The 21,447-nt window shown below is 60.8% G+C and carries 22 protein-coding genes and 4 pseudogenes; 15 read left to right on the top strand and 11 right to left on the bottom strand.

Annotated features, from left to right (window positions below):
• Positions 1-143 precede the first annotated feature (143 nt).
• Positions 144-1,433: a siderophore utilization protein FsrB gene (gene fsrB / locus BMY71_RS23770; RefSeq protein ID WP_092686341.1), complete on the bottom strand. Its 1,290-nt coding sequence runs from the start codon at positions 1,431-1,433 to the stop codon at positions 144-146.
• Between the two features lie 64 nt (positions 1,434-1,497).
• Complete coding sequence (locus BMY71_RS23765) at positions 1,498-3,741, bottom strand: TonB-dependent siderophore receptor (protein ID WP_430715353.1); 2,244 nt, start codon at positions 3,739-3,741, stop codon at positions 1,498-1,500.
• Positions 3,742-4,442: 701 nt separating this feature from the next.
• Here BMY71_RS23765 and BMY71_RS25375 point away from each other — a divergent pair.
• The 4 genes and pseudogenes from BMY71_RS25375 to sdhD form a co-directional block, all read left to right on the top strand.
• Positions 4,443-4,514: pseudogene (locus BMY71_RS25375) on the top strand (hypothetical protein); the annotation flags it as partial.
• Positions 4,515-4,597: 83 nt separating this feature from the next.
• Entirely contained in the window at positions 4,598-4,912 is a 315-nt protein-coding gene (locus tag BMY71_RS25365; protein WP_430715354.1) for a 4Fe-4S dicluster domain-containing protein, read from the top strand.
• A gap of 193 nt (positions 4,913-5,105) precedes the next feature.
• Positions 5,106-5,363, top strand: coding sequence for a succinate dehydrogenase, cytochrome b556 subunit (locus BMY71_RS25605; protein ID WP_139202729.1), 258 nt, complete (start codon positions 5,106-5,108; stop codon positions 5,361-5,363).
• Positions 5,360-5,677, top strand: a complete 318-nt coding sequence (gene sdhD, locus BMY71_RS23750; protein ID WP_092686340.1) for a succinate dehydrogenase, hydrophobic membrane anchor protein — start codon at positions 5,360-5,362, stop codon at positions 5,675-5,677. Before BMY71_RS25605 ends, sdhD begins: the two co-directional genes overlap by 4 nt.
• A gap of 275 nt (positions 5,678-5,952) precedes the next feature.
• Here sdhD and BMY71_RS24645 read toward each other — a convergent pair whose 3' ends face one another.
• From BMY71_RS24645 to BMY71_RS23720, 5 genes are all read right to left on the bottom strand, one after another.
• Positions 5,953-6,186 (bottom strand): hypothetical protein, encoded by a 234-nt coding sequence (locus BMY71_RS24645; RefSeq protein ID WP_139202728.1) that lies wholly within the window; start codon positions 6,184-6,186, stop codon positions 5,953-5,955.
• 882 nt (positions 6,187-7,068) lie between these two features.
• Entirely contained in the window at positions 7,069-7,356 is a 288-nt protein-coding gene (locus BMY71_RS23735; protein WP_244526156.1) for a DUF6522 family protein, read from the bottom strand.
• 668 nt (positions 7,357-8,024) lie between these two features.
• Entirely contained in the window at positions 8,025-8,327 is a 303-nt protein-coding gene (locus tag BMY71_RS23725) for a TehB-like domain-containing protein (RefSeq protein ID WP_244526158.1), read from the bottom strand.
• Between the two features lie 462 nt (positions 8,328-8,789).
• Positions 8,790-8,936, bottom strand: coding sequence for a hypothetical protein (locus BMY71_RS25080; protein WP_175557772.1), 147 nt, complete (start codon positions 8,934-8,936; stop codon positions 8,790-8,792).
• 51 nt (positions 8,937-8,987) lie between these two features.
• Positions 8,988-9,320 carry an iron-sulfur cluster assembly protein gene (locus tag BMY71_RS23720; RefSeq protein WP_244526155.1) on the bottom strand — a complete coding sequence of 111 codons (333 nt, stop codon included), beginning with the start codon at positions 9,318-9,320 and terminating at the stop codon, positions 8,988-8,990.
• A 733-nt stretch (positions 9,321-10,053) separates the two neighbouring features.
• Here BMY71_RS23720 and BMY71_RS23715 point away from each other — a divergent pair.
• Positions 10,054-10,482, top strand: a complete 429-nt coding sequence (locus BMY71_RS23715) for an RrF2 family transcriptional regulator (protein WP_092686335.1) — start codon at positions 10,054-10,056, stop codon at positions 10,480-10,482.
• Positions 10,483-11,350: 868 nt separating this feature from the next.
• Here BMY71_RS23715 and BMY71_RS23705 read toward each other — a convergent pair.
• Positions 11,351-11,518 carry a leucine zipper domain-containing protein gene (locus BMY71_RS23705; protein ID WP_139202727.1) on the bottom strand — a complete coding sequence of 56 codons (168 nt, stop codon included), beginning with the start codon at positions 11,516-11,518 and terminating at the stop codon, positions 11,351-11,353.
• Between the two features lie 722 nt (positions 11,519-12,240).
• On the opposite strand from BMY71_RS23705, the gene BMY71_RS23700 reads away from it, so the two are divergent.
• Positions 12,241-12,756 (top strand): cupin domain-containing protein, encoded by a 516-nt coding sequence (locus tag BMY71_RS23700; RefSeq protein ID WP_244526154.1) that lies wholly within the window; start codon positions 12,241-12,243, stop codon positions 12,754-12,756.
• Between the two features lie 300 nt (positions 12,757-13,056).
• Here BMY71_RS23700 and BMY71_RS23695 read toward each other — a convergent pair.
• Positions 13,057-13,266 (bottom strand): annotated as a pseudogene (locus tag BMY71_RS23695) (transposase); the annotation flags it as partial.
• Positions 13,267-13,268: 2 nt separating this feature from the next.
• On the opposite strand from BMY71_RS23695, the gene BMY71_RS23690 reads away from it, so the two are divergent.
• A complete protein-coding gene (locus BMY71_RS23690; RefSeq protein ID WP_244526153.1) occupies positions 13,269-13,586 on the top strand; it encodes an aminoglycoside phosphotransferase family protein in 318 nt (105 codons plus the stop codon).
• 469 nt (positions 13,587-14,055) lie between these two features.
• On the opposite strand, the gene istB is transcribed toward BMY71_RS23690, so the two are convergent.
• Complete coding sequence (istB, locus tag BMY71_RS23685) at positions 14,056-14,802, bottom strand: IS21-like element helper ATPase IstB (RefSeq protein WP_092686331.1); 747 nt, start codon at positions 14,800-14,802, stop codon at positions 14,056-14,058.
• 11 nt (positions 14,803-14,813) lie between these two features.
• A complete protein-coding gene (gene istA, locus BMY71_RS23680) occupies positions 14,814-16,343 on the bottom strand; it encodes an IS21 family transposase (protein WP_175557774.1) in 1,530 nt (509 codons plus the stop codon).
• Positions 16,344-16,677: 334 nt separating this feature from the next.
• Here istA and BMY71_RS23675 point away from each other — a divergent pair.
• The 8 genes and pseudogenes from BMY71_RS23675 to BMY71_RS25360 all read left to right on the top strand — a co-directional run.
• A pseudogene (locus BMY71_RS23675) lies at positions 16,678-17,471 on the top strand (APH(3')-II family aminoglycoside O-phosphotransferase).
• Between the two features lie 23 nt (positions 17,472-17,494).
• The gene (ble, locus tag BMY71_RS23670; RefSeq protein ID WP_092686329.1) at positions 17,495-17,857 is read left to right on the top strand and encodes a BLMT family bleomycin binding protein; all 363 of its coding nucleotides are present in this window, start codon (positions 17,495-17,497) and stop codon (positions 17,855-17,857) included.
• Positions 17,858-18,771: 914 nt separating this feature from the next.
• A complete protein-coding gene (gene irrA / locus BMY71_RS23665; protein WP_092686328.1) occupies positions 18,772-19,329 on the top strand; it encodes an iron response transcriptional regulator IrrA in 558 nt (185 codons plus the stop codon).
• Entirely contained in the window at positions 19,326-19,622 is a 297-nt protein-coding gene (locus BMY71_RS24640) for a hypothetical protein (RefSeq protein WP_139202726.1), read from the top strand. The genes irrA and BMY71_RS24640 overlap by 4 nt, the downstream gene beginning before the upstream one ends.
• A 28-nt stretch (positions 19,623-19,650) precedes the next feature.
• On the top strand, positions 19,651-19,926 hold the full coding sequence (locus BMY71_RS23660) for a carboxymuconolactone decarboxylase family protein (RefSeq protein ID WP_175557771.1): 276 nt from the start codon (positions 19,651-19,653) through the stop codon (positions 19,924-19,926).
• 2 nt (positions 19,927-19,928) lie between these two features.
• Positions 19,929-20,468 carry a peroxiredoxin gene (locus BMY71_RS23655; protein WP_092686326.1) on the top strand — a complete coding sequence of 180 codons (540 nt, stop codon included), beginning with the start codon at positions 19,929-19,931 and terminating at the stop codon, positions 20,466-20,468.
• Positions 20,469-20,482: 14 nt separating this feature from the next.
• Positions 20,483-21,064 carry a DUF2753 family protein gene (locus BMY71_RS23650; RefSeq protein WP_092686325.1) on the top strand — a complete coding sequence of 194 codons (582 nt, stop codon included), beginning with the start codon at positions 20,483-20,485 and terminating at the stop codon, positions 21,062-21,064.
• A gap of 87 nt (positions 21,065-21,151) precedes the next feature.
• Positions 21,152-21,404: pseudogene (locus tag BMY71_RS25360) on the top strand (superoxide dismutase); the annotation flags it as partial.
• Positions 21,405-21,447: the final 43 nt, after the last annotated feature.

Here is a 21,447-nt window from a genome sequence, read left to right as displayed (position 1 = left end):
TCTGATGTGCCGATCCTGCGGCCACAGCGAGCAACGCCCGGTCGCCACCGTGCCGACGGCGGACCCCGGTCTGTGCGAGGCGTGCAATCCCTGAGCCCGATCAGCGTGAATCGCGATCCGCTCGGCGAAGCCACGTCAGGATATCAAGTCCGAGCTGCCTCGTGCCGCGGAGCGGCCAGCGCTGTGCCGCGCCGGGAGGCGATGCGGGCGCGGCGTTTGCGCGCCCAGATCACCACGCCGGTGACCGACAGCGCTGCGACCACGAGGCCCATCACCGAAATCAGGATGCGGCCCGGCAGGCCGAGGATGCGGCCGGAATGCAACGGAAACTGCATCTGCACGAAGATGTCGGCGGCGGTGCCGACGAACGGCAGCCGGTCGCCGAGCGGACGACCGTCCGCGCTGTCGTAGTAAAGCTGAGCCGGACCGACGCCGGCCGCGCCGTGCTCGTCGCCCGGCTTGAAGAACGCGGCCGCATAGACGCCGTGCGCGGGGCCGTAGTTCAGCGAGCCGAGCGGCGCAGTCAAGCCGCGCGCCTTGCCATCGGCGATCGCGCGCTCGGCGATGTCCGCATAGGTCATGTTCGGCTCGATCGGATCGTCGAGGTCGCGATAGGGCCGCTGCTCGTAGGGCGTCGGCGTGTAGTTCGACACCGTCTTCATCAGCGGCGAAAACACCTCGAAATACAGATTGAGCGAGAACGCCGTAAAGGCGATCACGAACAGCAGCGCCCAGGTCCACAGGCTGACAGCGCGATGGATGTCGAAATTGATGCGGTAGGCGCTGCCGGTCGTCTTGATCTTCCAGGCCGGCACCCAGCGCACCCGGAAGCCCTTGCCGAGCGCGCGCGCCACCGCCGGCGCCTGCCCCGCTCTGGCGCGCCTTCGCGACGGCAGCGTCAGATAGAACCCGACGAAGCAGTCGATCGTCCAGATGATGGCGATCACGCCGAGAATCCGCATCCCCCAGCGGTCGCTGCCCCGGAATTCGGGGATGTGCATGGTGTAGTGCAGCTTGTAGAGGAACGAGACGAAGGTCTCGCGGGTCACCGGCCACACCGCGCCCCAAGAGCGCCGCCCCAGTTCCTCGCCGGTGTTGGGATCGATAAAGACCTGGTTGTAGTCGAGCGTGTAGCGCTTGCCGGTCGACGGATCGATCCGCGGCATCACGAAGAACCACAGCGAATGGCCCTGTTCGGGCGTCATGAACAGATGCACCACGCGCGCGCGCGGATCGCGGCGCTCGATCTGACTGGCGAGTTCGATCGACGCAATCGCCGGCCCCGTGGTCGAGACGTCGAACAGCCTGGCGTTGAGAACGTCGTCGAGCTCATGGTCCCACGAGATCACCGCGCCGGTGACGCCCGAGAAGAACAGAAAGGCGGCGGTGAGAAGCCCGGCACAGCGGTGCAATCGCCCGAACATCGCTCTCATGCCGCTTCCGCCTCGCTTGTTGTTCTGTCGCGCCGCCTCGGCCTGCGGGTCGATCGCGCGCCGCTCACCAGCGATAGGTCAATCTTGCGACCGCCTTGCGGCCTTCGGCGTAGAAGCAGGCCGTGCCGGTGTAGCAGGCGGCGACGAACTTGCTGTTGGCGAGGTTGGTGACGTTCAGCGCCAGCCGCCAATTGTCCCTCGTATAGGCGACCAGCGCGTCGATCGCGGTCGATTCCGGGACCTTGAAGCTGTTCGCGGCGTCGCCGTAGGTCGATCCGACATAGCGCAGACCACCGCCGACCTGGACGCCCGCAAGCGCGCCGCCCTGCATCGTGTAGTCCGCCCACAGCGACAGCCGATTACGCGGCACCGTCACCAGCGTCTTGCCTACATTGACCGGGTCCCTGGTCACGACGTTGTCGACATAGGCATAGCCGCCGCGGATGTTGAAGCCCTCGGCCAGCGTCGCGGTGCCTTCCAGCTCGACGCCGCGCGAGCGCACCTCGCCGGTTTGCTCGGCGAAGAACGAAGGCGGCGCATAGGTGACGACGTTCTGGCGGGTGAGCTCGTAGGCCGCCAGCGTGATCAACGCCTTGAGGCCGGTCGGCTGATATTTGACGCCGACCTCGTATTGCGTGCCGGTCTCCGGGTTCAGCAATTGCCCCGAGGAATTCAGCGTCAGCACCGGCAGGAACGACTCCGAATAGCTGACATAGGGCGCGACGCCGTTGTCGAAATTGTAGATCATGGCGGCGCGGCCGGTGAACGCCGAGGCGTCCTTCGAGGTCGCGCTGCTCGCCAGATAGTTATCGAGATTGGTGGTGACGAAGTCCTGACGGCCGCCGAGCAGGAACGAGAGCCGGCCGAGCTTGATCTGATCCTGCAGATACAGGCCGGCCTGCGACTGGTTGACCCTCGTATCGTCATAGGGGCCGAGATTGGTCCAGCTATTGGTGTAGACCGGCGCGAACAGGTTCAGCTTTTCGGTGGCGTAGGCCGAGGCAAGATCGCGGAACGTGGTGTTACGATAGTCGACGCCGAACAGCATCGTGTGCTGCAGGAAGCCGGTCGCGAACTTGGCCTGCAGATGGTTGTCGACCGCGAACGAGTTGATGGTCGACGTCCCGCCGCTGCCGGCGCGCGACACCAGGCCGGCGATCTCGTCGGCGCTCGACGCATAGCCGGTGCCGTAGAAACTCTTCTGGATGTTGTGCATCCACGAATAGCGCAGATTCTGCCGGAAGGTCAGCGCGTCGTTGATGTCGTGCGACAGCATGTAGCCAAACGACGACTGCTCGGTGTCGAACTGGTTGAATCCCGGCTCGCCGATGAAGCGCGAGGTCGGGACGCTGCGACCGTTGTTGGAGAACACGGTGCCGACCGAGGGCAGGAACTGCAGGCCCCAGCCGGTCTTCTCTTTCTGGTAGTTGGCGAGGAAGGTGATGGTGGTGTCGTCGTTCGGCTTCACCGTCACCGCCGGCGCGATGAAGACGCGATCGTCCTTGGCGTAGTCGACTTGGGTCTCGCCGTCGCGGACGAGGCCGGTCAGCCGCCACAGCACGGTGCCCTCTTTGTTGGCGGGGCCGCCGACGTCGAACTGGCGCTGATAACGGTTGAAGCTGCCGCCCGATACCGAGATTTCGCCGAATTGCTGCGCGGTCGGCAGCTTGCTGACGTAATTGAGTATTCCGCCCGTGCCGCTGCCGCCATACATCGCGGACGTCGGCCCCTTCAACACCTCGAGGCGCTCGGCGCCGTAGGGTTCGAGGCCGTTGAAATGCACGTAGTTGCTGCTCGGCACCCGCAGCCCGTCGAGATACAGCCCCGGCATCGTCATGTCGAAGCCGCGGATCTGCAGCGCGCCGTAGCGGGTGTCGGAGGCGCCGTTGACCTGGCCGCTGACGCCCGCGGTGTAGTTCAGCGCAGCGCCGATCGATTCCGCCGCCTGGTTACGGATCTGGTCGGTGGTGATCACCGAGATCGATTGCGGCGTCTCGATCAAAGGCGTGTCGGTCTTGGTCGCGGTGCCCGAGCGCGTCGCGACGAAGCCGCGGACCGGTCCGCCCGCGCGCTCGCCGGCGCCGGGAACCAGCGCAGGAGCCACGGCAGCGGCTTGCGGCGGTCGCGGCGCGCGATTGGCGCGGGTGGTGCGCGTGGTCGCGCGATTCGCCGGCCGCGCCGTGGTGGTGGCGCGCTGCTGCGGCGCCTCGACGGTGACCGGGGGAAGACTGGATTGCGCCCTGGCGTCATCGGCCGGCGTGGCGACGGAGAGCGCGCCGATCGTGCACAAGCCGATGGTGCGTAGCACGGCAGGAGACGGGATGGATGGCAGAGAAGGTTTGGAAGTCGGCACGCTACGAAGCCCCGCGCTCAGTCAGAAAACTCTGACTGCCTCCACCGTGTTGAGCGATCGCGTACAAACCTGCAGATCTGGAATCGCTTCAAACCAGACTGAGTCGAGACGCGAGCGCGCCGTCAGTCACGTGCGTCAAATCTGCAGCCAAGCTGACGTCGCGCCGCTTGCAATCATCTGAGCAGGCTCGCTTGCGCTGGCGCAACGCGCTGTTCGCGATCATCCAGGTTGATCGGTTGGGGCGATGGAACTCGTAACTGTCTATCACGGTCGTGATGCGATATCGCGGCATCCTGGAATTGCTCCAACTTGCAGCTTCGGAACTCCTGGAACGCTTCTAAGTCTGCCGGTGAGCCGACGTCGTTACGAGGCCATCGTCACGCCGACCAGCGATCCTCTTCCTCGCGGAGCGCCTGATCGTTGAGGCGCTGCGCGATGTTTTCGGCGATCTGCTTGGTCTTTGCCTCGGCAATGGTCTCGCCGTCCTGCGTCTTCAGCGCTCACTTCAAGAGCGGCCCGCGCCTTGATAATCGTGAGCTCGACCTCGGCGACTGCGGGCCGATGGTTCTCGACGCGCTGATTAAGATTAAGAACGAGCTCGACCCCACGTTTACGTTTCGTCGCTCGTCGCGACGGGCGTGTGCGGCTGGTACAGCATGAACATAGGTGGTAGAAACTGGCTCGCCTACGCTCAAGCGATAGTCAACCTCCAGGGACCGGTCCGCGTGTTTCCACTCAGTCATCAGCGAATGATCAAGGATCTTGTGATCGATCAGACGCACCTCATTGATCGGCACAAGCTTATCCAGCCGTGGCTGCGAACCGAAGGGCTGGGGCCCGAACGCGAACGCTTGCAGTCGCCGCAGGAACGCGCGAGCTCGGTGGCTTTTATGAATGTATCCTATGTTTCTCGTGCACCGGCGGCTGCCCGAGCTATCGGTGGAATGGCGATCGAGATCTCGGCCCAGCCGTTCTCTTGCAGGCATATCGTTGGCTGATTGACAGCCGCGACGAGGCGACCGGAGAGTGCTCGACGAGGTTGAAGACCCCTTCCCGGCTTTACCGCTGCCACACAATTGTGAACTGCACTAAGACGTGCCCAAAGGGACTCGAACCCGCGAGGTGATCGCGAGGATCAAGGCAATACTCGTCAAGCGGCAACAGTGATGCGCGAGACATGAAGCAAGCCGATGCAGGGCGTCCCGAACGACCGGTAGCGTCCGATCTGCAAACCTATCGGCCGACCTTGACCATGGTGACGTCTATCGGCATCGGATGGCCGGCGCCGCGCTCTATCTCGGCTTCGTCGCGGCAATGGTTTGGTTGGCCGCACTCGCTGGCGGCGCAGCGACTATGCTGTCACGCGAAGGCTCCTCGTTTTTCACGTCGGCGTAGCGATCCTGCTCGGGTTCACCTGGGCGCTGCTGCATCATGCGTTCGGGGAATTACGGCATCTTGTCTGTGATTTGAGCATCGCCCATGCCTATCCGGCGCGCGAATATCTCACTCTGGCAACGCTTGTCGCATCGCTTGTGCTGACGATCCTGTTCTGGACCGCGCGAGGGCTGACACAGTGAAGATCCGGTCGGCGTCGATGCGTTCGGGATTGGCCCGCGCAAAAGGACTGGGCTCCGCCTCGGGCGGCACCGAGGACTTCTGGCCACAGCGGGTGACGCCGGTGTTGGGTGTGCCGCTTGTCGGCACTATCATGGTCGTCTTCTGGACGTTGGCCGACACCGACTATCAGTCGACACGCCATTTGATCGGGCACCCGGTGGTTGCGCTGCTTGTCGTCGTGGCTATCGTTAACTTCACCGTTCACGTGCGGCTTGGCGCGCAGATCATCGTCAAAAGTATGTGCAGCCGCCTCTCGTCGAGCCCTTGCTGCTGATTGCTAATATCAGGCTGGCATATCTGGCCGGTACGATTGACATCCTGGCTGCCATCGATATCGCGGTGACCGGCTAGGGTCAACGGAGAGATATCCAGACGCGTCGGCTCGCGGTAGCCGACGCATATCACAAAGTCCTTCAACAGCCCTTCCTCGTATTCGACTTCCGACCGAAGCAGTTCGAAGGCATCCGCCGCCGACAAAAGGCCGATCTTTCATCGTCGACCACACATCCTTCAGCCGGTCATTGGACTGGCAGGAGATCACCTGCGTGCTCATGACCATCGTGCAAGATGGTCGTGCCGGTGCAGCCCTGGCAATGCTGAATCTCGCGAACGATGGTCGGCGCCGTTCACCACCCCGACCGTGACGCCGGTGTCGTTGCAAACGACCACCATAAGGCGGTTTGGTTCGGACAGGAGCGAAGCGGCTTCGGTCAATTGACAATCTTCGCCGATCAACAGAAGCCGGTCACGAGCTTTGGGCAGTATGTTCGGGACTCTGGTCATGACTGCCGCTCCCTGTCCTGGATCACCCTGTCGGCAAAAGCTTAAAGTACATGGCTAGGGACGGACTTTCTCCGCTACTATGAAATGGCGTTGAGATTCTCCTGACACTGCTCGAACACGCGCGGCATCGCGAAAAGGCGCCGCCGGGCGTCGCTGCTCAAAATTGGATTCTTGGCGACAGGAAGTGCTCCCAGCATGCCTTCATCCTCGATCATACGGCGAGGACGGAGTAGATGCATCGGAGCATTGCCGGATTTGCACGATACGGAAGCCGGCTGTCTTAAGGAGTTCGCTCCATTCGCGCGTCGGCAAAGGGCGCGCCCCGACATGGATTACGGACGAAAGTGACCGGTCGATCTCCTTCTTGCTCGCCGGCGACATGTCGTCCGGCAAAATGCAGAGTTCATGGATGCCTTATCTGCAACCAGGACGCAGCAGACGAAACGCCTCGGCAACAATGAGTTGGCTTGTGCTCTTGTGTATTCATGCTCAGCATTGCCTCGCCGAGCACCACGGAGGCGGATTCGGTGGGGAGGCTCGTCGCATCGGCGCCTCCGAGTGTGACGGAGACATTTTGCTCTTGTGGGAGAGGACGGATGGCCCACTGCACCGCCTTCACGTCGCGCTCCACGCCAACGTAGCTGCGGGGTGCCTTCCCCAGAACAAGTCGCGCCGTGACGCCCAGTCGGGGCGCGAATTCGACGAATCGATCGTCGTCGGTAATCGATAGAGCGATTAGAAGCTGCTGGGTCAGAGCCAGACCTCCAGGGCGCTAGACGCGTTTTCCTAGGCGGGCGAGCAACCAGCATCATTGTGATATCGAATTCACTGCCAGGAAATTTGGCCAATCTTGAATGCTTTGTCATCTCGCGTCTCGCCGTACTAGGGACCCGGCCGGCGCAGTTGCGCAGGCAGGGTTCGATCCCCGAAATCAACTGTCATACGTTGTAGGATGCGCCCCATCGGATCGACCCTCAGGCGAACCCGGCGATTGCGATAAAAGAAGCTTAACCGGAAGTGGCCTTCGTGCTCCTCTATGCCGCGTTCGCAAATGCTGGTGATTGCTTGTGCGCGCATCAGAGCTGGCACTTCCGCGGCCGCAACTTGCAGCAGCGGCGCCAGCAAATTGGCATCGATAATGATGTTACCGTCAGCAATCTCGACCTGCATGGCACACTTCATCGTTTGCCGCTTTCACGACCGGGTTGTCATGGTGCGAGGTATTGATCCAAGCGGGAGAATCGCTGGCGGGGAACGATTCCACGAAGCTTGCGAGACGGCATCCCATGCGGATTCCAGTTCATCGGGAGCGATAATCTCGTCGGTCACGCGCGGAGTGTCACCGTCCGACTTCACCTGTGCGGCCATCATGCATCTCCTTGCCATTCCGACTAAAAGATGAATTTGGCGTACATGTTAGGGTGCCTCATGCAAGATTGCAATGACAACCACACCGAAACTAGCGTAATCAACGTTTTCGTTTTTGCGATCGTGGTGCCGCGGATTGGCCTGCTCGCCGGCGTCCCGTTTCTGGCGACGCCCGCCAAGTTCCTGGCGCCCAGCCGGATGTTATCCGTGGCCCTCGATGTCGGCCGTCGCGATTCGACAAAGTGAAATGACTACTGGCGCTAGCCGCGCTGCTCGTTGTTCTGCTTTCCCGACCGCGGAGTGGCATCGCCAATGCCGGCTGTGTCCTCGTCACGGTCTTCGTCGTGCTGGAAGCAATGTGGTTGCTTCGCCTGCTCGATCAACGCGTCGCGTTGATCATCGCCGGTCGACAGCCGCCAACGTCCAACCTACACAATGCCTTATCGGTATCGTGGCAAAGCTGCTTGGGCTTATTTTCGTGAGCTTCGTGATCGGCCGACGTCTCGCCTACAAATGATGTTGAACCTGCGGTAGATTTCAGGAAGGCGGCGCCCCTGCCGCCTTCCGGTAGAATTTGATGTAGATTCGCCCCGCCTGAATGAAGGTGACGTGATGGGAACTTCGGCCTCGATCACGATTGTCTCGCCAGCGCCCGCCCGCCGCTCGCCCTGATAAAGCGGCTTGAGTTGGTAGAGCACTTCACCCTCGAGGACGTGCAGCAGTCCCCACGCGCCGGATTTCGTCGAATGCGCGGACTGAAGACCGGCAGGCAGCGTCTCGGGAGTAAAATCCGACGAGCGCCGGTAGGCTTCAAAAGCGACCGGTATTGCAAGGATATCGTCATCTTTACTGCCACTCCGAGCGTCGCTCTGCTTGCGCTGGCTCGCGCGTCGTCACGTGGCACCCTGTCGCTCTGTTGCAACCCACTTCCAAATGGTCTGCACGGCCGTCAATCCAGGATCACCCGACTTCCGTGAGCAACTTAAACCATAGATCATCGTCAGCACTATCGATGAAAGCGCGGACCGCTCCAGCGACAAATTCCGCGGTCGCCATTGATGCGTCGGCTGCGCGCATCTCGATAGCAAACCGCCAGATCGGGATCGAGCGTATCCAGCACCTGCGCACTAGGTCTGACCGATCCAGTTGAGCAATGAGGCTCCGAGCATCTGCGACCCCTCAGACATAAGCAGCACAATACTTGGCGCCGAACTCGTTCGATGCAACTCTGATGGTTACGTGAACATCATCACAAGCACCATCCCGATGACGATCAGGACGAGACCGCCGATCAGCATCGGCAGTAGCGTTGTCGTCGAAGCTGTCTCCGTGTCCTGCCCCTCGCGGCGCAGGTTTTGTTTGTCGCCGTTGTCGTCAGCCATCGCGTACTCTTTCCGCCCCGCCTCGGGCTCCGACGTCACCCGTCATCGGGCTTAGGCGGTGTAGCATCCATTGAACTTGTCCCATCGCCCCGGACTCTTCTTGCAAGATTTATCACAGGCGCGCGCTGCGTCCCGCGCCCAATCCTTGAGATAGTTCGTTGTCTGGCAGCCGCGTGTCGTCGTTGTGATGGTGATATTGGCGATAACGGCATCTTCAATCGCAACATCGTAGACCAGGCCGAGGTCAACGATATTGTAGCCAAGCTCTAATCGATAACGAGCCGCAGCGCTTCCTGGACGGTCGCTGCGGCGATACTGCGTTCCCGCCGAACCCATGTCCTCGGTGGTCCCGACGGAATCCAGAACGACCGGCGCTTCCGACATGAATTATTCCATGATAACGCCGAGCACCGCAGGCTTCAGAACCGCCGCCTCCCCTCGCGAATGTGATGGGCTCGGCTCGAAAGAATAGCGCCGTAACGCTGTGGACATCAAAACAGTCTGACGGCAAGCCGGGATCGGTCCGCCGCCTTCCCATCGGAGGTTTTAAGCGTTCCTGGCGCCATTACTTGGGGGCCGGGCAGGAATATCAGGCTTGCCGACTCTGCCGTCGCTTCGGTCTGAATGAACAAGCCGCGGTCTCCCGAGAGGTCGTTGGGGCAGGCGGCGACGGGTGGCGGTGCGCCGTGAGATTCCCCGAAATGCACAAAGATTCTGTAGGTGCCGGCGTCAGGCTCAGACCGCCATTCCACGCGTGGCCGCGCTTGGCGAGTTCCGCAGGCAGGAGTATTGGCTCGCGGGCAAAGAAGCGCTTACCGCGCGCCCATTTCCTCCGGTGCCGCCACTATCCTGACCACTGACTCCGGCGGATCGAGGTCACGATTGCCAATGTGCGGAAGCGGTTCGACAGCGGCGGGAACGGAAGCACTAATGGATGCTGTCCGTCGCCCCTTAGCGCGTCGGGATATACGTTCGTGCCAAAAACATATATTGTCAATGCCACTTTTGCGGCTGGACTCGAATCCAGGGTTGCCGGTGATCGACGCATTCTTGCAAAAGATAACGTATACGGTCATGTTTGCGGTCATTCGGATTCGTCGGGTGAGGAAACAAGCGAATGCGATTGACCAATTTCTCCGACTACGCACTACGCGTGCTGATGTACGCCGCGGCGCAAGAGGATCGGCTGATTACGATTGAGGAAACGGCAGAGGTCTACGATATCTCTCGTGCCCATCTGATGAAGGTCGTCAATAAGCTAACCCGCGCAGGATACCTGCAGGCGGTGCGTGGCCGGTCAGGTGGACTGGCGCTCGCCAAGCGCCCAGGACGCATCAATCTTGGCGACGTTCTGCGCACAACGGAGCCGGATTTCGCACTGGTCGAATGCTTCACCAAAGATAATCGCTGTGTGCTGACTCCACGCTGCCATCTGCGGGGGGTGCTGCATGAAGCTCTTGCAGCGTTCACCGGAACGCTCGACCGCTACACGCTCGCCGACCTCATGCTCAGTCCCGAGGACTTCGGTCTCCAGCCGGCTGCCTGAGATCGACTGATTTAGCCTTCGACAAGCTCGAGGAGACTTGGCGATCCGCACCTCGACTATCGGTTTGCCGCTCGCGACACAACATCCGCGTGCAAGCTGAGGACTTCAACCAGGGCGCCCGTGGTGCGTCGATCCGGGAACCAAGTCTTCTGCAACCGAAGACTTCGTCCTTGCGTCTCGCGCTAAAAGACGTATCCTAGCAATTCTCACGAATTCGTCCGTACGAAGGACAACGCCGAACGCCGCCATCTCGAAACGCTGGTTCGCGAGACTACGACCAATGCCATCCCGGTGAGACGTAGGGACTGTACCGGGACTGGCTCGCCGTCGCTGCGGCGCGCGACGCGGCGCTCACCTCCGAGTACCTACCGTTGAATGACTGGAATAGCATCCAGCAATCGGCTGCCGCCGGTGGAGGGAGCTTCCGGTCGTGAGCCCACAGTAGCGGCGGCACATGAAGGTGGTCCAGCGCGGCGGGCACGCATCACGCGGGAGATCATGCAAAGGGCGGGTATCGATGAAGCGATGATCGAACGTCTCGTGCGAAGGATCTATCGGCAGGTTCAGGCAGATCCGCTGCTTGGACGTGTCTTCGCCGAGCGAATGGCCGACTGAGAATATCATATCGTCAAACTCTGCGCATTCTGGTCTTCGGTTGCGTTGATGTCCGGCCAATACCATGGCGAGTCGATGCAAATGCATTGTCGATCTTTCGACGCTACTTATTTCGATCGCTGGATCGCCTTATTCGAAAACATCGCTAACGAATTTTGTCCGTCAACCGCGGCACAACACTTCATCGAGCGTGCGCGGCGCATCGCCGATAGCATCTAACTGGCCATGGCGGGTCGCAACGGAAGGTCCAGAGTCAGCGTTCGCCCCCTTCGGGTCGGTAGCGATCGAACCATTTGCGCGCGGCACGTGGGCAGGCGCCTGCGGCGCGCGCGGCCGCCTCCGGCATCTGCCAGCTCTCGGTCTGCCGCAGGATCCGCTCTCGACCAAACGGCGTCAGGCGGACATTCTTGTGAATGTTCATCCGGTCCTCCTCCGGGAAAGCGTGGAGCGTCAGCAACTTCAGCTTGCTCGGTCAGGGCCGAATGACCAAACTATTGAAAGCTCACATCTAGCGACGACTCCGATGAGCGCTATCGAGAACGAACTTCGCGCGGCGAGAGAGCGCGGCGCTCATCCAGGTCCGTCTGAATACATTCCCGCCGTCGCCGGGTACCGCTGTTGCTGCCGAAGCTAAGCCGCGATGCCTTGAGCGCCTGTCACCGCGGCGGGCCATGAAGGAGACGATCCCTCATTGTCAATCCGCTCTCAAGATCTCTGAACTGTCGCGAGATCGATTGCCTCAGCATCCGCTCTCATGGCGGCAGAATGTTCAACCCGCCGATCATCGCTCTGCTCGCGAGATCGTTCTCGTCAGCCGCTCAATCCATCTCAGCAAGATGGCACGCTCATAGAAAGGGCTATTCGTTTCCGATCGAGCGCGTTGATACCCTGTCACATCAATCACCATGGCGGCGGCTCTCAAGATTATAGCTTATCCAGGCAAGCGACATCTTGGCTTTGCGCCACCGCGACAACGCCGCATACGCCGCTGATAGTTGACGACGATACGTGCCACAAATGTGCGACGAGCTGTCGCTGTCGACGTGATGGCTTGTCGCAATAAACGATGCTATTAAAGATGCATACTTGATATATCTTTAAGAATGAATCAAAATTGACTGACGACGCGCACTGTCGAGTCCGATGACGCGTCGAACCGCGGACAATCGCGTTCGCGAAACATCATCCAACAAGGAAGGTACGGACATGATCAGAATGACAGTCGCTTCGCTGGGTGCAGCAACGCAGCTAATGATGGCAACGGGCGCGCAAGCGCAAAGTCTGTTCACGCTGGATGCAGCGGCTATCAATGCATTGCCGGCGACGACCTCGCCGCAAAAGGTCACGTCGCGTCCATTCCTCCAGGGCGGCGATACCGTCTCGGCGCGCGTCTCGCTTCCCGCCAATGCGGATATTCCGCCGCATCCGCATCCGGTAGGCAAAGTTGCCATCGTCACGGTGTTGTCGGGAGATTTCAAGGTCGGGCTTGGCGACAAATTCGATGACGCCGCGTTGAAAACCGTCGCGCCCGGCGGGGTCATCATCTTCCGCGAAAATGATCCGAAGCATTTCGCGCGCACCGGCAATGGGCCAGTCGAACTGTTGCTGGTCGCGGCGCCGAAGATATCGATCGCGCCGGCCTGGCAGGCCGCCAAGTAACGCAACGGCGGTGCCGAAGCATCGCTATCCGATAATCCCGGCGGCGGCGTTCGCCGCCGGATCGATGTGGCATGCGCTTCCGCGCGGATGCTGCAGCGTAGCTATGGGTTTTTTGGGGGCATCAGTGTAACGAAAGGCGGAACGGCGACGAGAAATGCGACTGCGCATATCGGATCGAGTTTCTAACCGGAACAACAAGATTTTTCGCGTTGTTTCGGCGGGCGCGGCGGTCTGTCATGGGATGCGGTGATCTACCATTCCTGGGTGGGCGAGGAACTGCTCAGCCTGCGCGATGTCCGGCGCGTTCAATCGCCGGGCGTCGGAGACCTCAAGGCCGCCGTACTTCGCCTTCCGTTTGTAAAACGTCGCGCTCGAGATCCCGTGCTTGCGGCAGACGTCGGCCGTCGCCGCTCCCGCCTCCTGCTCCCGAAGAATCCCGATGATATGCTCTTCCGTGAACCGACTTGGCTTCCTGGGTCCATCCCTTCCGAGGTGATGGACTCTACCCATTCTTGGAGGAATTGGCGGGGCTCAGGTCAGCGGTGATCGACCCTCATGGGCTGCTGGGTGAACGAACTTTCGACTACGCTAATATCTTTACGAATTCTGACCTCAGTGATCCCAGCCGACCGCTTGCGATCCTGCCGGGTCAGCTCGAGGCCCGGCCGAAGGTTGTGATCGTCGCGACGGGGATGGAGCCCGCGCGGCTTCTTTCCTGGATTATTGTTTGGACGGGCCTTTCGGCGGCTTGGTTCATCGGCGACGGGGACGACCAGGGTACTGCGATCGACCTGACGATCAACAGCGAGGCTCGCCGCTTGCTCGATTAGCCTCGCTACGCCTCAGCCGTGGCAAACGGACCGCTCCAAAACGTGTCACCAACGCTGTGGTTCTCTAGCACCTGTCAGGCCCAGAACAAGGCAATTCCTGAGCATCGCCCTGCAGAGATAGAGATTGCGATCGCACCCGCCGGCGGCGAGAACCCATACCGATCACAGAAGCGAGTGGCTGCAACATGGTTGATTGCATCTTGACGACCACCCCTCCCCTATGGCTGCCGCCTTTGCGGCCTTCCCTGGTCGTTCGTAGGCATACTCGCGCTGGTCGACGACGCTGAATGCTAGCAACGCGGGCACAATCCTCGCATCTATAATGCCGATTCCGATGAAGCCGTCCGGGTAAAACGGGATGATACCGCCCGGGATTCCTGGATGATGTCGCCCACCGTAACGGGATGATGCCGCCCGGGGTGCGAGCCTCGCTGGCCGATGGATTTGTGTCACCGGCGATGGTGGTCGGTCAATCTTTTCTCGATTGTTTTGCTCGGGTGCGCCGCATGCTTTCGCCGTCGAGTTCGATGCGGTGGGCGTTGTGGACGAGACGGTCGAGGATGGCGTCGGCGTAAGTGGGATCGCCGATGATTTCGTGCCAGCGATCGACGGGAAGCTGGGACGTGATCATGGTGGAGCGGCGGCCGTAGCGTTCTTCGAGGATTTCCAGGAGATCGTGCCGGGCGGCGGCGTCAAGCGGCTCCAGGCCCCAATCATCGAGGATCAACAGGTCGGCACGGCCGAGGTTGCGCAGCAGCCTGGGATGGCGGCCATCGCCGCGCGCCAGCGCAAGCTCCTCGAACAGCCGAGGCACGCGCTGGTAGAAGACTGACCGGTTGTCCCGGCAGGCCTTGTGGCCGAGCGCCGAGGCCAGCCAACTTTTGCCGACGCCGGTTGGACCAATCAGCGCCAGATTGTCGTGGGCGCCGATCCATTCGCCCTCGACGAGCTTCTGGAACAGGACGCGATCGAGGCCGCGAGGACTGCGATAGTCGACATCCTCGACGCAGGCCTGCTGGCGTAATTTGGCGACGCGCAGCCGTCCGGCGAGGCGTTTGTCCTGGCGTAAGGAGACCTCGCGATCAAGTAGTAGTCCCAGCCATTCGTGGTGGCCGAGGCTGTCGGCTTCACCGGAGGCTGCGATTTCAACGAAGGCCTTGGCCATGCCATGCAGGCCAAGCGCGTACAGCTGATCGAGGGTTGGATGTTTGAGCAAGATCGGTTCTCCTAATTGTAGTAGCGCGGACCACGGATGTTGGGGTGCAGGATCGGCGTTCCGTCCGTGGCGCGCTTTTGCGCGGATCGCCGGTCGAGGTGGTTGTCGAGGATGGATTTGACCGAGCCGTAAGTGCGCGCGCCGATGTCGATGGCGCGTTCGGCGGCGGCTTCGAGGCGCTCGGCGCCATAAGGACGGGCCAGCCGAACGACGCCCAGACAGGCACGAAAGCCCTGTTCCGGATGCGGACGCTGTTCCAGGATCAGTTCACACAGCGCCGCGGTCGCCGGACCGATCAGACGGGCGTCGGCGCGGATGCGCTCGATCGTCCAACCGGCGTATCGCCGGTGGCTGGAGGGCATGTGCTCGGTGATGGTGGTGTGCTTGTGATTGCCGGCCCCACGCAGGTGTGCGGCGATCCGTTCTCCCTTGAGGAAGATCTCGACCGTCCGCGCGGTCAGACGCGCGTCAACTTCGGCGCGGGCGAAGCGATGCGGTACGCTGTAGTAATGGGCGGCGACTTCGATGTGATAATCGATGCCGACGCGACAGCCGCGCCATTCCGAGAACTCGTAAGGCTCTGTCGGCAACAGCTTCAGTGCCGGGCGATCAATCTGCTCGAGCAATTGTCGGCGCGTCACGCCGAGCCGGCGGATCGGGCAGACTTCGTTGAGCTGCGTCACCAACTCGGCGATCGCCGCGTTGACATCCGCCAAACTGTAGAAGATCCGATGCCGCAGCCGCCCGAGAAGCCATCTCTCGACGATAAGAACTGCCTGCTCAACTTTGGCTTTGTCCCGTGGTCGCCTCGGCCGCGCCGGAAGGATAGCAGTGTCGTAGTGCACCGCCATCTCGGCGTAAGTGCGGTTGACCTGCGGATCGTAGAGACAGGCCTTGATGACTGCGGTTTTGGTATTGTCCGGCACCAGCAAATGCGGAACACCGCCGATCGCCTCCAGCGCACGGACATGGGCATCGATCCAGTCCGGAAGCGCTTGGGTCCAGCCCGCATGCGCGAACGTGAAGCTCGACGCGCCCAGCACCGCGACGAAGATTTGCGCGTTCCGGATTTCGCCGGTCAGTCGATCGACCACGACCGGCACACCATCACCCGCATAGTCCACGAACAGCCGTTCGCCGGCGGCATGGGTCTGCCGCATCGTCGGCGACAGCTTCGATTCAAAGCCGCGATAAAGCTCGCAAAACCGCGAATAGCTGTAACCGCCAGGGTTCGCGGCGATGTATTCATCCCAGACAATCAGCAGCGTGACGTGCTTGCGCTTCAAATCCCGTTGCACCGCGGGCCAATCCGGCTCGGGGTGGCGGCGATGACCCCGTTTGCTCCTGCGGTTGGCGTAAAGCGCCGCCTCCAGCTCGGTGTCGCCCATTCCTTCCGGCAATGGCCAAACAAGGCCGGCGCTTGCCAGGCGATTCAAGGTCTCTCGAACCGTCGAAGGCGCGAGCCCGAGACGTCGCCCGATCTCGCGGGTCGAGACCCCGGCGGAAAACTTCAAACGAATGATCTCGCGCGCCTGGCGCATCGCAACTCTCTCCGCTGGCATCGATCGCTCCTTGGGATTGCCAAAGCAGCGACCTTAAACAGGCCAGCGGGGGGAGCTCGTCGCCGTTCCAGACCCGGGCGGGATCATCCCGTTCCCGTGGGCGGCATCATCTCGTAATGGTGGGCGACATCATTCCGTTTTGATGGGCGGCTTGAGCAGGAATCAGCAATCTATAAGGTCCAGTTGCGGCAGAAGCTCGAGGCCGACCGCTCCCATGTCCGTTTAATTCGCTACGGAAGTGCAGACGGCTGAATACACTAGCTAGCCAAGGATTCGGCTGGCCGGTCCAGCGGATCAGAAACAAAGGTTTGAAATGTTTGATGAAGAAGGCATGAGCGTTCAATCGCCAACCTCGTGGAGGGAAGAGCTGGCTGCCTACGAGTGGGCGCAACAGACCAGCGGCTGCTCGGAAGCAGCCGTATTCCGCCTCGCGGCGCCGGGAAAACCAACTCTGTTCATCAAGACCGAACTGGCTGGCCCATTGAGTGAGTTGCAGGACGAGGCGGCGCGTCTGCGATGGCTTGGGACGACTGGCCTCCCCTGCCCCCGAGTGCTCGATGCCGCCCATGAAGGGGGACGTGACTGGCTGCTGTTGAGTGCCGTGCCCGGAGAGGACCTGCTGTCGTCCCGGCTCGATTCGGCCGATAAGGTCACAATCATGGCCGATGTCTTCCGGCAGCTGCATGGGCTTGATCCCGTCACCTGCCCATTCGACCATAGAGCGGAACATCGTATCGAGCGGGCACGCGCGCGGATGGAGGGGGGCTTGTCGATCAGGATGACCTTGATCAGGAGCACCAGGCGCTTGAGCCGGCTGTGCTGTTCGCTCGACTCCAAGGCCGTTGGCCAGCTCATGAGGATCTGGTCGTCACGCATGGCGATGCGTGCGTGCCGAACATCATGGTCGAGAATGGCCGCTTCTCCGGCTTAATCGATTGCGGCCGTCTGGGACTGGCTGACTGCTACCAGGATCTGGCACTCGCCACTCGCGACATTGCGGAAGAGCTGGGCAACGAATGGGTCGGACCCTTCCTAGACAGCTACGGGGTTGGTCGGCTCGATCCAGACCGTGTGGCTTTCTATCGGCTGCTCGACGAATTCTACTGACAGAGACGCTTAGGGGATCTTTGATGACGGATCATGCGACACCCAACCTGCCGTCCAGGGACTTCGACGCCACGATTGCGTTCTACGAGCGATTGGGGTTCCGAGCGGGGTTTCGGGACACGGGTTGGATGATACTCGAGCGCGAAGGTCTTGTGTTGGAGTTCTTTGCCTACCCGGAGCTCGATCCATTGACAAGTTGGTTCAGCTGCTGCCTCCGGCTGGATCATCTCGCCGAGTTCTACGCCCAGTGCAAAGCCGCTGGTATCCCGGAATCAGCCAACGGCAACCCGCGCCTCCATGCTCCGAAAGCCCAAGAGTGCGGCGGGATAATGGCTGCCTTGATAGACCTGGACGGGACACTGCTCCGGCTAATTGCGAACCCTTAGAGAAGAGATGATGGTGAGTACTCGGTGACGGCCGCCTCATGCGGCGTACTAGCTCAAACTGGATCGAGTTGGCCGTGGTTGAGGTTGTATTCGACACTAAGTCTGGACCGAAAGGCTACCTAACGTGGTCGTGGCGAGCGCGCACCGGTACGAACAACAATCGCGCGATGCTAGCAGAGGCAGTGATATAAGGACTTCTGTGTCCGCGGCGGCGGGAGGGCATCGTTTTTAGACGAGCCTGGTGGTTCGGGGACGCCGCTCGGGACAAAGAAGAGGAGCCAGACCTGCTACGCCTTCGCCGAACTTAGTTCCGCTTGCTGTGCCCGCGCCGCCGATGAACGCATCTGCGGCGAAGCCCCGGTCCCGGCGGAATAGAGGTCGAGCTGGCACGTGGTCATCGCGTTCGCGTCGATCCCGGGAACCGTCCGGCGCTGTTAAGTCGGTATCGCGGAACTGATCGGCCATGTCTGATTTCGAACGGGCTTGCCGCGTCTGGGTGACAACCAGCCACAGGGATCTCCGGAGAGGCTCGACGGGCTGGCGGCCCCTCGCGCAGGATCATCTTCATCCCCATCGTTCTCGGGCCAGCCTTCACGTTCCCGCGACTGATAGGGTCGGCTGACCAAGGTCCTGTGGTCGTATGGGAATGGCGGCGCGCTTGTTCTTGAAGTTGCGAGAAGGGTCCCTTCGCGAGCCGGCAATGCCGGCGTCGCGGCGGCCGATCTTACGCCTGCTTGGTAAATCATATCCATCAAAGGCCCGGATTGGCCGGAACGATGACTATTTCGCTTAGCGGCAGACCGCACCCACCGTTCTTTATAGAAAGGCGCGGGACCGCATCTCTCCCACAATCTCCTATTGCAATTGCGACTTAATCTCAATAAGATTCCCGAACCGAACTATCAGGATGTCTCATGGATCAACTTTGCAGACCGATAGAGGCTGAGGCTGACCTTCCGATCCCTTTCGGTGGCCCAAACATACCTCTTCCTTATTCCGCAGCGCGTGACCTACTCGCGCGGGTTGGCCTGCCTCCGACGCGACAGCGTCTGGCCCTCGCGTGCCTGCTGTTCTCCGGAGCGCGTCGCCATGTCACCGCGAGCAGCCTTACCCAAGAGGCGCACGAGGCCGGAACGAGCATCTCGCTCGCCACGGTCTACAATTCACTGAACAGGTTCACAGAAGCCGGACTTTTGCATCGCGTTTCGGTCAGCAGAGACCTTACGTATTTCGACACCGAGACCGGCGATCACCACCACTTCTTCGTTGATGAGGAGAAACGCATCTTCGACATTCCGCCTGGATCATTGAGGTTCGACCGCCTGCCCGAACCTCCGGAAGGCCATGTCATCACCCGGGTCGATGTTGTCGTTCGCTTGAGGCGTATCGACCTGGCTAAATCGGTCCGCCCTGGTTCAGCAAAACTAAAGACGGTGAGAAACCGCGTTGGCAATGGAGGCATATCGACGTGACAGGCATCGCTGCCCTCCGCCAGAAATTGCCCGACTTTGCCCGCGATGTGCGGTTGAACGTCGGATCGATTTTAAGTCCCGGCGGCGCGCCGGTACTCACTGACAAGCAGATATGGGGAGTGGCAGTTGCGGCCGCCATCGCTTCGCGCAACGGATCTCTGATGCCGGCCATTGAATCTGTTGCCGCTGAGGTGCTGGATTCGAGCACGATAGAAGCTGCGGGTACCGCAGCGTCGATTATGTCAATGACCAACATCTACTACCCGCGCAATCCATATGGCGCGCGACGATGAGCTGTCGCGATTGCCGGCTGGGCTTCGTATGAACGGTCTCGTCACACACCGTGTCGCGCAAGCTGACTTTGAATTGTTCGGTCTTGCCGCCTCCGCCGTCAGGGGATGTGAAGACTGCATCAAGGCGCACGCCACCGGTGCACGGGAGCATGGGGCCGGCGTGCAAGCCATTCAATCTGCCATCAGAATTGCGGCTGTCATTCATGCCGCCGCGACGACCCTCGACGTCTTTCGTCCAGGCGCTGCCGCCGAACCAACGCTTTCTTCCGCCCTCCACAACAACCACGCAAAGGACTCGATCTAGGCATGTTGACCATCGGAAGCACACTCCCTCCGTTCGACCTTCAGGCCGTCGTCTCAGTCGACGCAAAGAACGCTTTCCAACGCATCACCGATCGATCAAACGCAGAGAAATGGAAGATCATTTTCTGCTGGCCGAAAGACTTCACCTTCGTCTGTCCAACCGAGATTGCTGCCTTTGGCGCGTTGAATAGCGAATTCGCCGAGCGTGACGCAGTCGTCTACGGCGTTTCGACTGACAGCGAGTATGTCCATCTTGCCTGGCGTAAGCAGCATCCCGATTTGAAGACATTGCCATTTCCGATGCTGTCGGACCTCAAGCGGGAATTCAGCACCGCGTTGGGCGTGCTGCACCCTCGGGAAGGTGTTTGCCTTCGCGCTACCCTCATTGTGGATCCGGACAATGTGATTCGCTTCGTTTCGGTCAACGACCTCTCCGTCGGCCGCAATCCGCACGAAGTCCTGCGAGTCCTTGACGCTCTTCAGACGGATGAGTTGTGCCCCTGCAACTGGCAGAAGGGCGACGCGGTGCTCGAACCGACCTGATCGGAGGGAACTTCATGGATCTCGGCCAACGCGGCGGCGCCTCGATCGTCTCGCGTCGCCCAGAAGCGGCAAAAAGGTATGCCGTCGTGGACGATGACAATTGGCAGCGGATCACCGAAGCCGCCAATGCTGCCTATGTGAGAAACGATCTACACCGCGCCCATGAACTTTATCGTGAGGCACTCGACGAAGCAGAGTGGCTATTCGCCCGAGCATGGGCCTCCGGGACGTCCGGGATGTCCGTCCCCGTGCCGGTGATCTACAACATCTCGTGTCACAATCTAGCGGAGATTGCTGAACGATCCGATAGTCTGGCGGACGCCGAGTGCTTCCTGGTCAGAGCGTATGACAAGCTGCTCGCTAGTGCGGCGTCAGCAGAGACACCGTTGGCCTTACGGCTGGATTGCACGCGACACCTGAAGCATGCCCTGGCAATGCTCGTTCAGCATCTAAAACGGCGGAGGGTGTCGAACGCACAAATCGAAAGCTATGTCGATCGAGCGAAAACAACCGCACTCACGGTGTTTCACGTCGCCAAGAAAGCTCAGATTGCCGACCATTATTGCAGCAGCCACAGCACCTCCCGACCGTCGTAATGCAACACACTGCTCCTACAAAAAGGAAGAAATCCCTTGTTTGAGCTCCCACCCTTGCCTTATTCGACAGATGCACTTGCCCCGTTTATGTCGATGGAGACTCTCGAATTCCACCACGGTAAGCATCACAAGGCTTATGTTGACAAACTCAACGACCTGATCGCAGAGGGCCCCTACCTGCATCGCGCAATTCGGTAGCGGTTGGGCTTGGCTTGTGTTCAACGGCGAGAGCCGCTCCGTCACTAAAACCGCGAATGCCGAAACCCCGCTGACCGATGGTCATGCTCCCCTCCTGACATGCGACGTATGGGAACACTCCTATTACATCGACTATCGCAGCAGCACGAGCGCTCAAGGATTCGAGGGGGCTCTTGTCGGCGAGG

The sequence above is a fragment of the Rhodopseudomonas pseudopalustris genome (assembly GCF_900110435.1).
Classification (GTDB): Bacteria; Pseudomonadota; Alphaproteobacteria; order Rhizobiales; family Xanthobacteraceae; genus Rhodopseudomonas; species Rhodopseudomonas pseudopalustris.
This window is presented reverse-complemented; position numbering and strand designations above follow the sequence as displayed.

Bases quoted from the DNA above. Each gene is read 5' to 3' on its own strand.
- BMY71_RS23650 (WP_092686325.1), top strand. From the start codon at position 20,483: ATGGATCTCGGCCAACGCGGCGGCGCCTCGATCGTCTCGCGTCGCCCA.
- istA (WP_175557774.1), bottom strand. From the start codon at position 16,343: ATGCGCCAGGCGCGCGAGATCATTCGTTTGAAGTTTTCCGCCGGGGTC.
- BMY71_RS23705 (WP_139202727.1), bottom strand. From the start codon at position 11,518: ATGAACATTCACAAGAATGTCCGCCTGACGCCGTTTGGTCGAGAGCGG.
- irrA (WP_092686328.1), top strand. From the start codon at position 18,772: ATGGATCAACTTTGCAGACCGATAGAGGCTGAGGCTGACCTTCCGATC.
- BMY71_RS23715 (WP_092686335.1), top strand. From the start codon at position 10,054: ATGCGATTGACCAATTTCTCCGACTACGCACTACGCGTGCTGATGTAC.
- BMY71_RS24645 (WP_139202728.1), bottom strand. From the start codon at position 6,186: ATGACCAGAGTCCCGAACATACTGCCCAAAGCTCGTGACCGGCTTCTG.
- BMY71_RS23700 (WP_244526154.1), top strand. From the start codon at position 12,241: ATGACGCGTCGAACCGCGGACAATCGCGTTCGCGAAACATCATCCAAC.
- BMY71_RS25080 (WP_175557772.1), bottom strand. From the start codon at position 8,936: ATGGCTGACGACAACGGCGACAAACAAAACCTGCGCCGCGAGGGGCAG.
- BMY71_RS23655 (WP_092686326.1), top strand. From the start codon at position 19,929: ATGTTGACCATCGGAAGCACACTCCCTCCGTTCGACCTTCAGGCCGTC.
- BMY71_RS23735 (WP_244526156.1), bottom strand. From the start codon at position 7,356: ATGCAGGTCGAGATTGCTGACGGTAACATCATTATCGATGCCAATTTG.
- BMY71_RS23660 (WP_175557771.1), top strand. From the start codon at position 19,651: ATGAACGGTCTCGTCACACACCGTGTCGCGCAAGCTGACTTTGAATTG.
- fsrB (WP_092686341.1), bottom strand. From the start codon at position 1,433: ATGAGAGCGATGTTCGGGCGATTGCACCGCTGTGCCGGGCTTCTCACC.
- BMY71_RS23720 (WP_244526155.1), bottom strand. From the start codon at position 9,320: ATGTCGGAAGCGCCGGTCGTTCTGGATTCCGTCGGGACCACCGAGGAC.
- ble (WP_092686329.1), top strand. From the start codon at position 17,495: ATGACGGATCATGCGACACCCAACCTGCCGTCCAGGGACTTCGACGCC.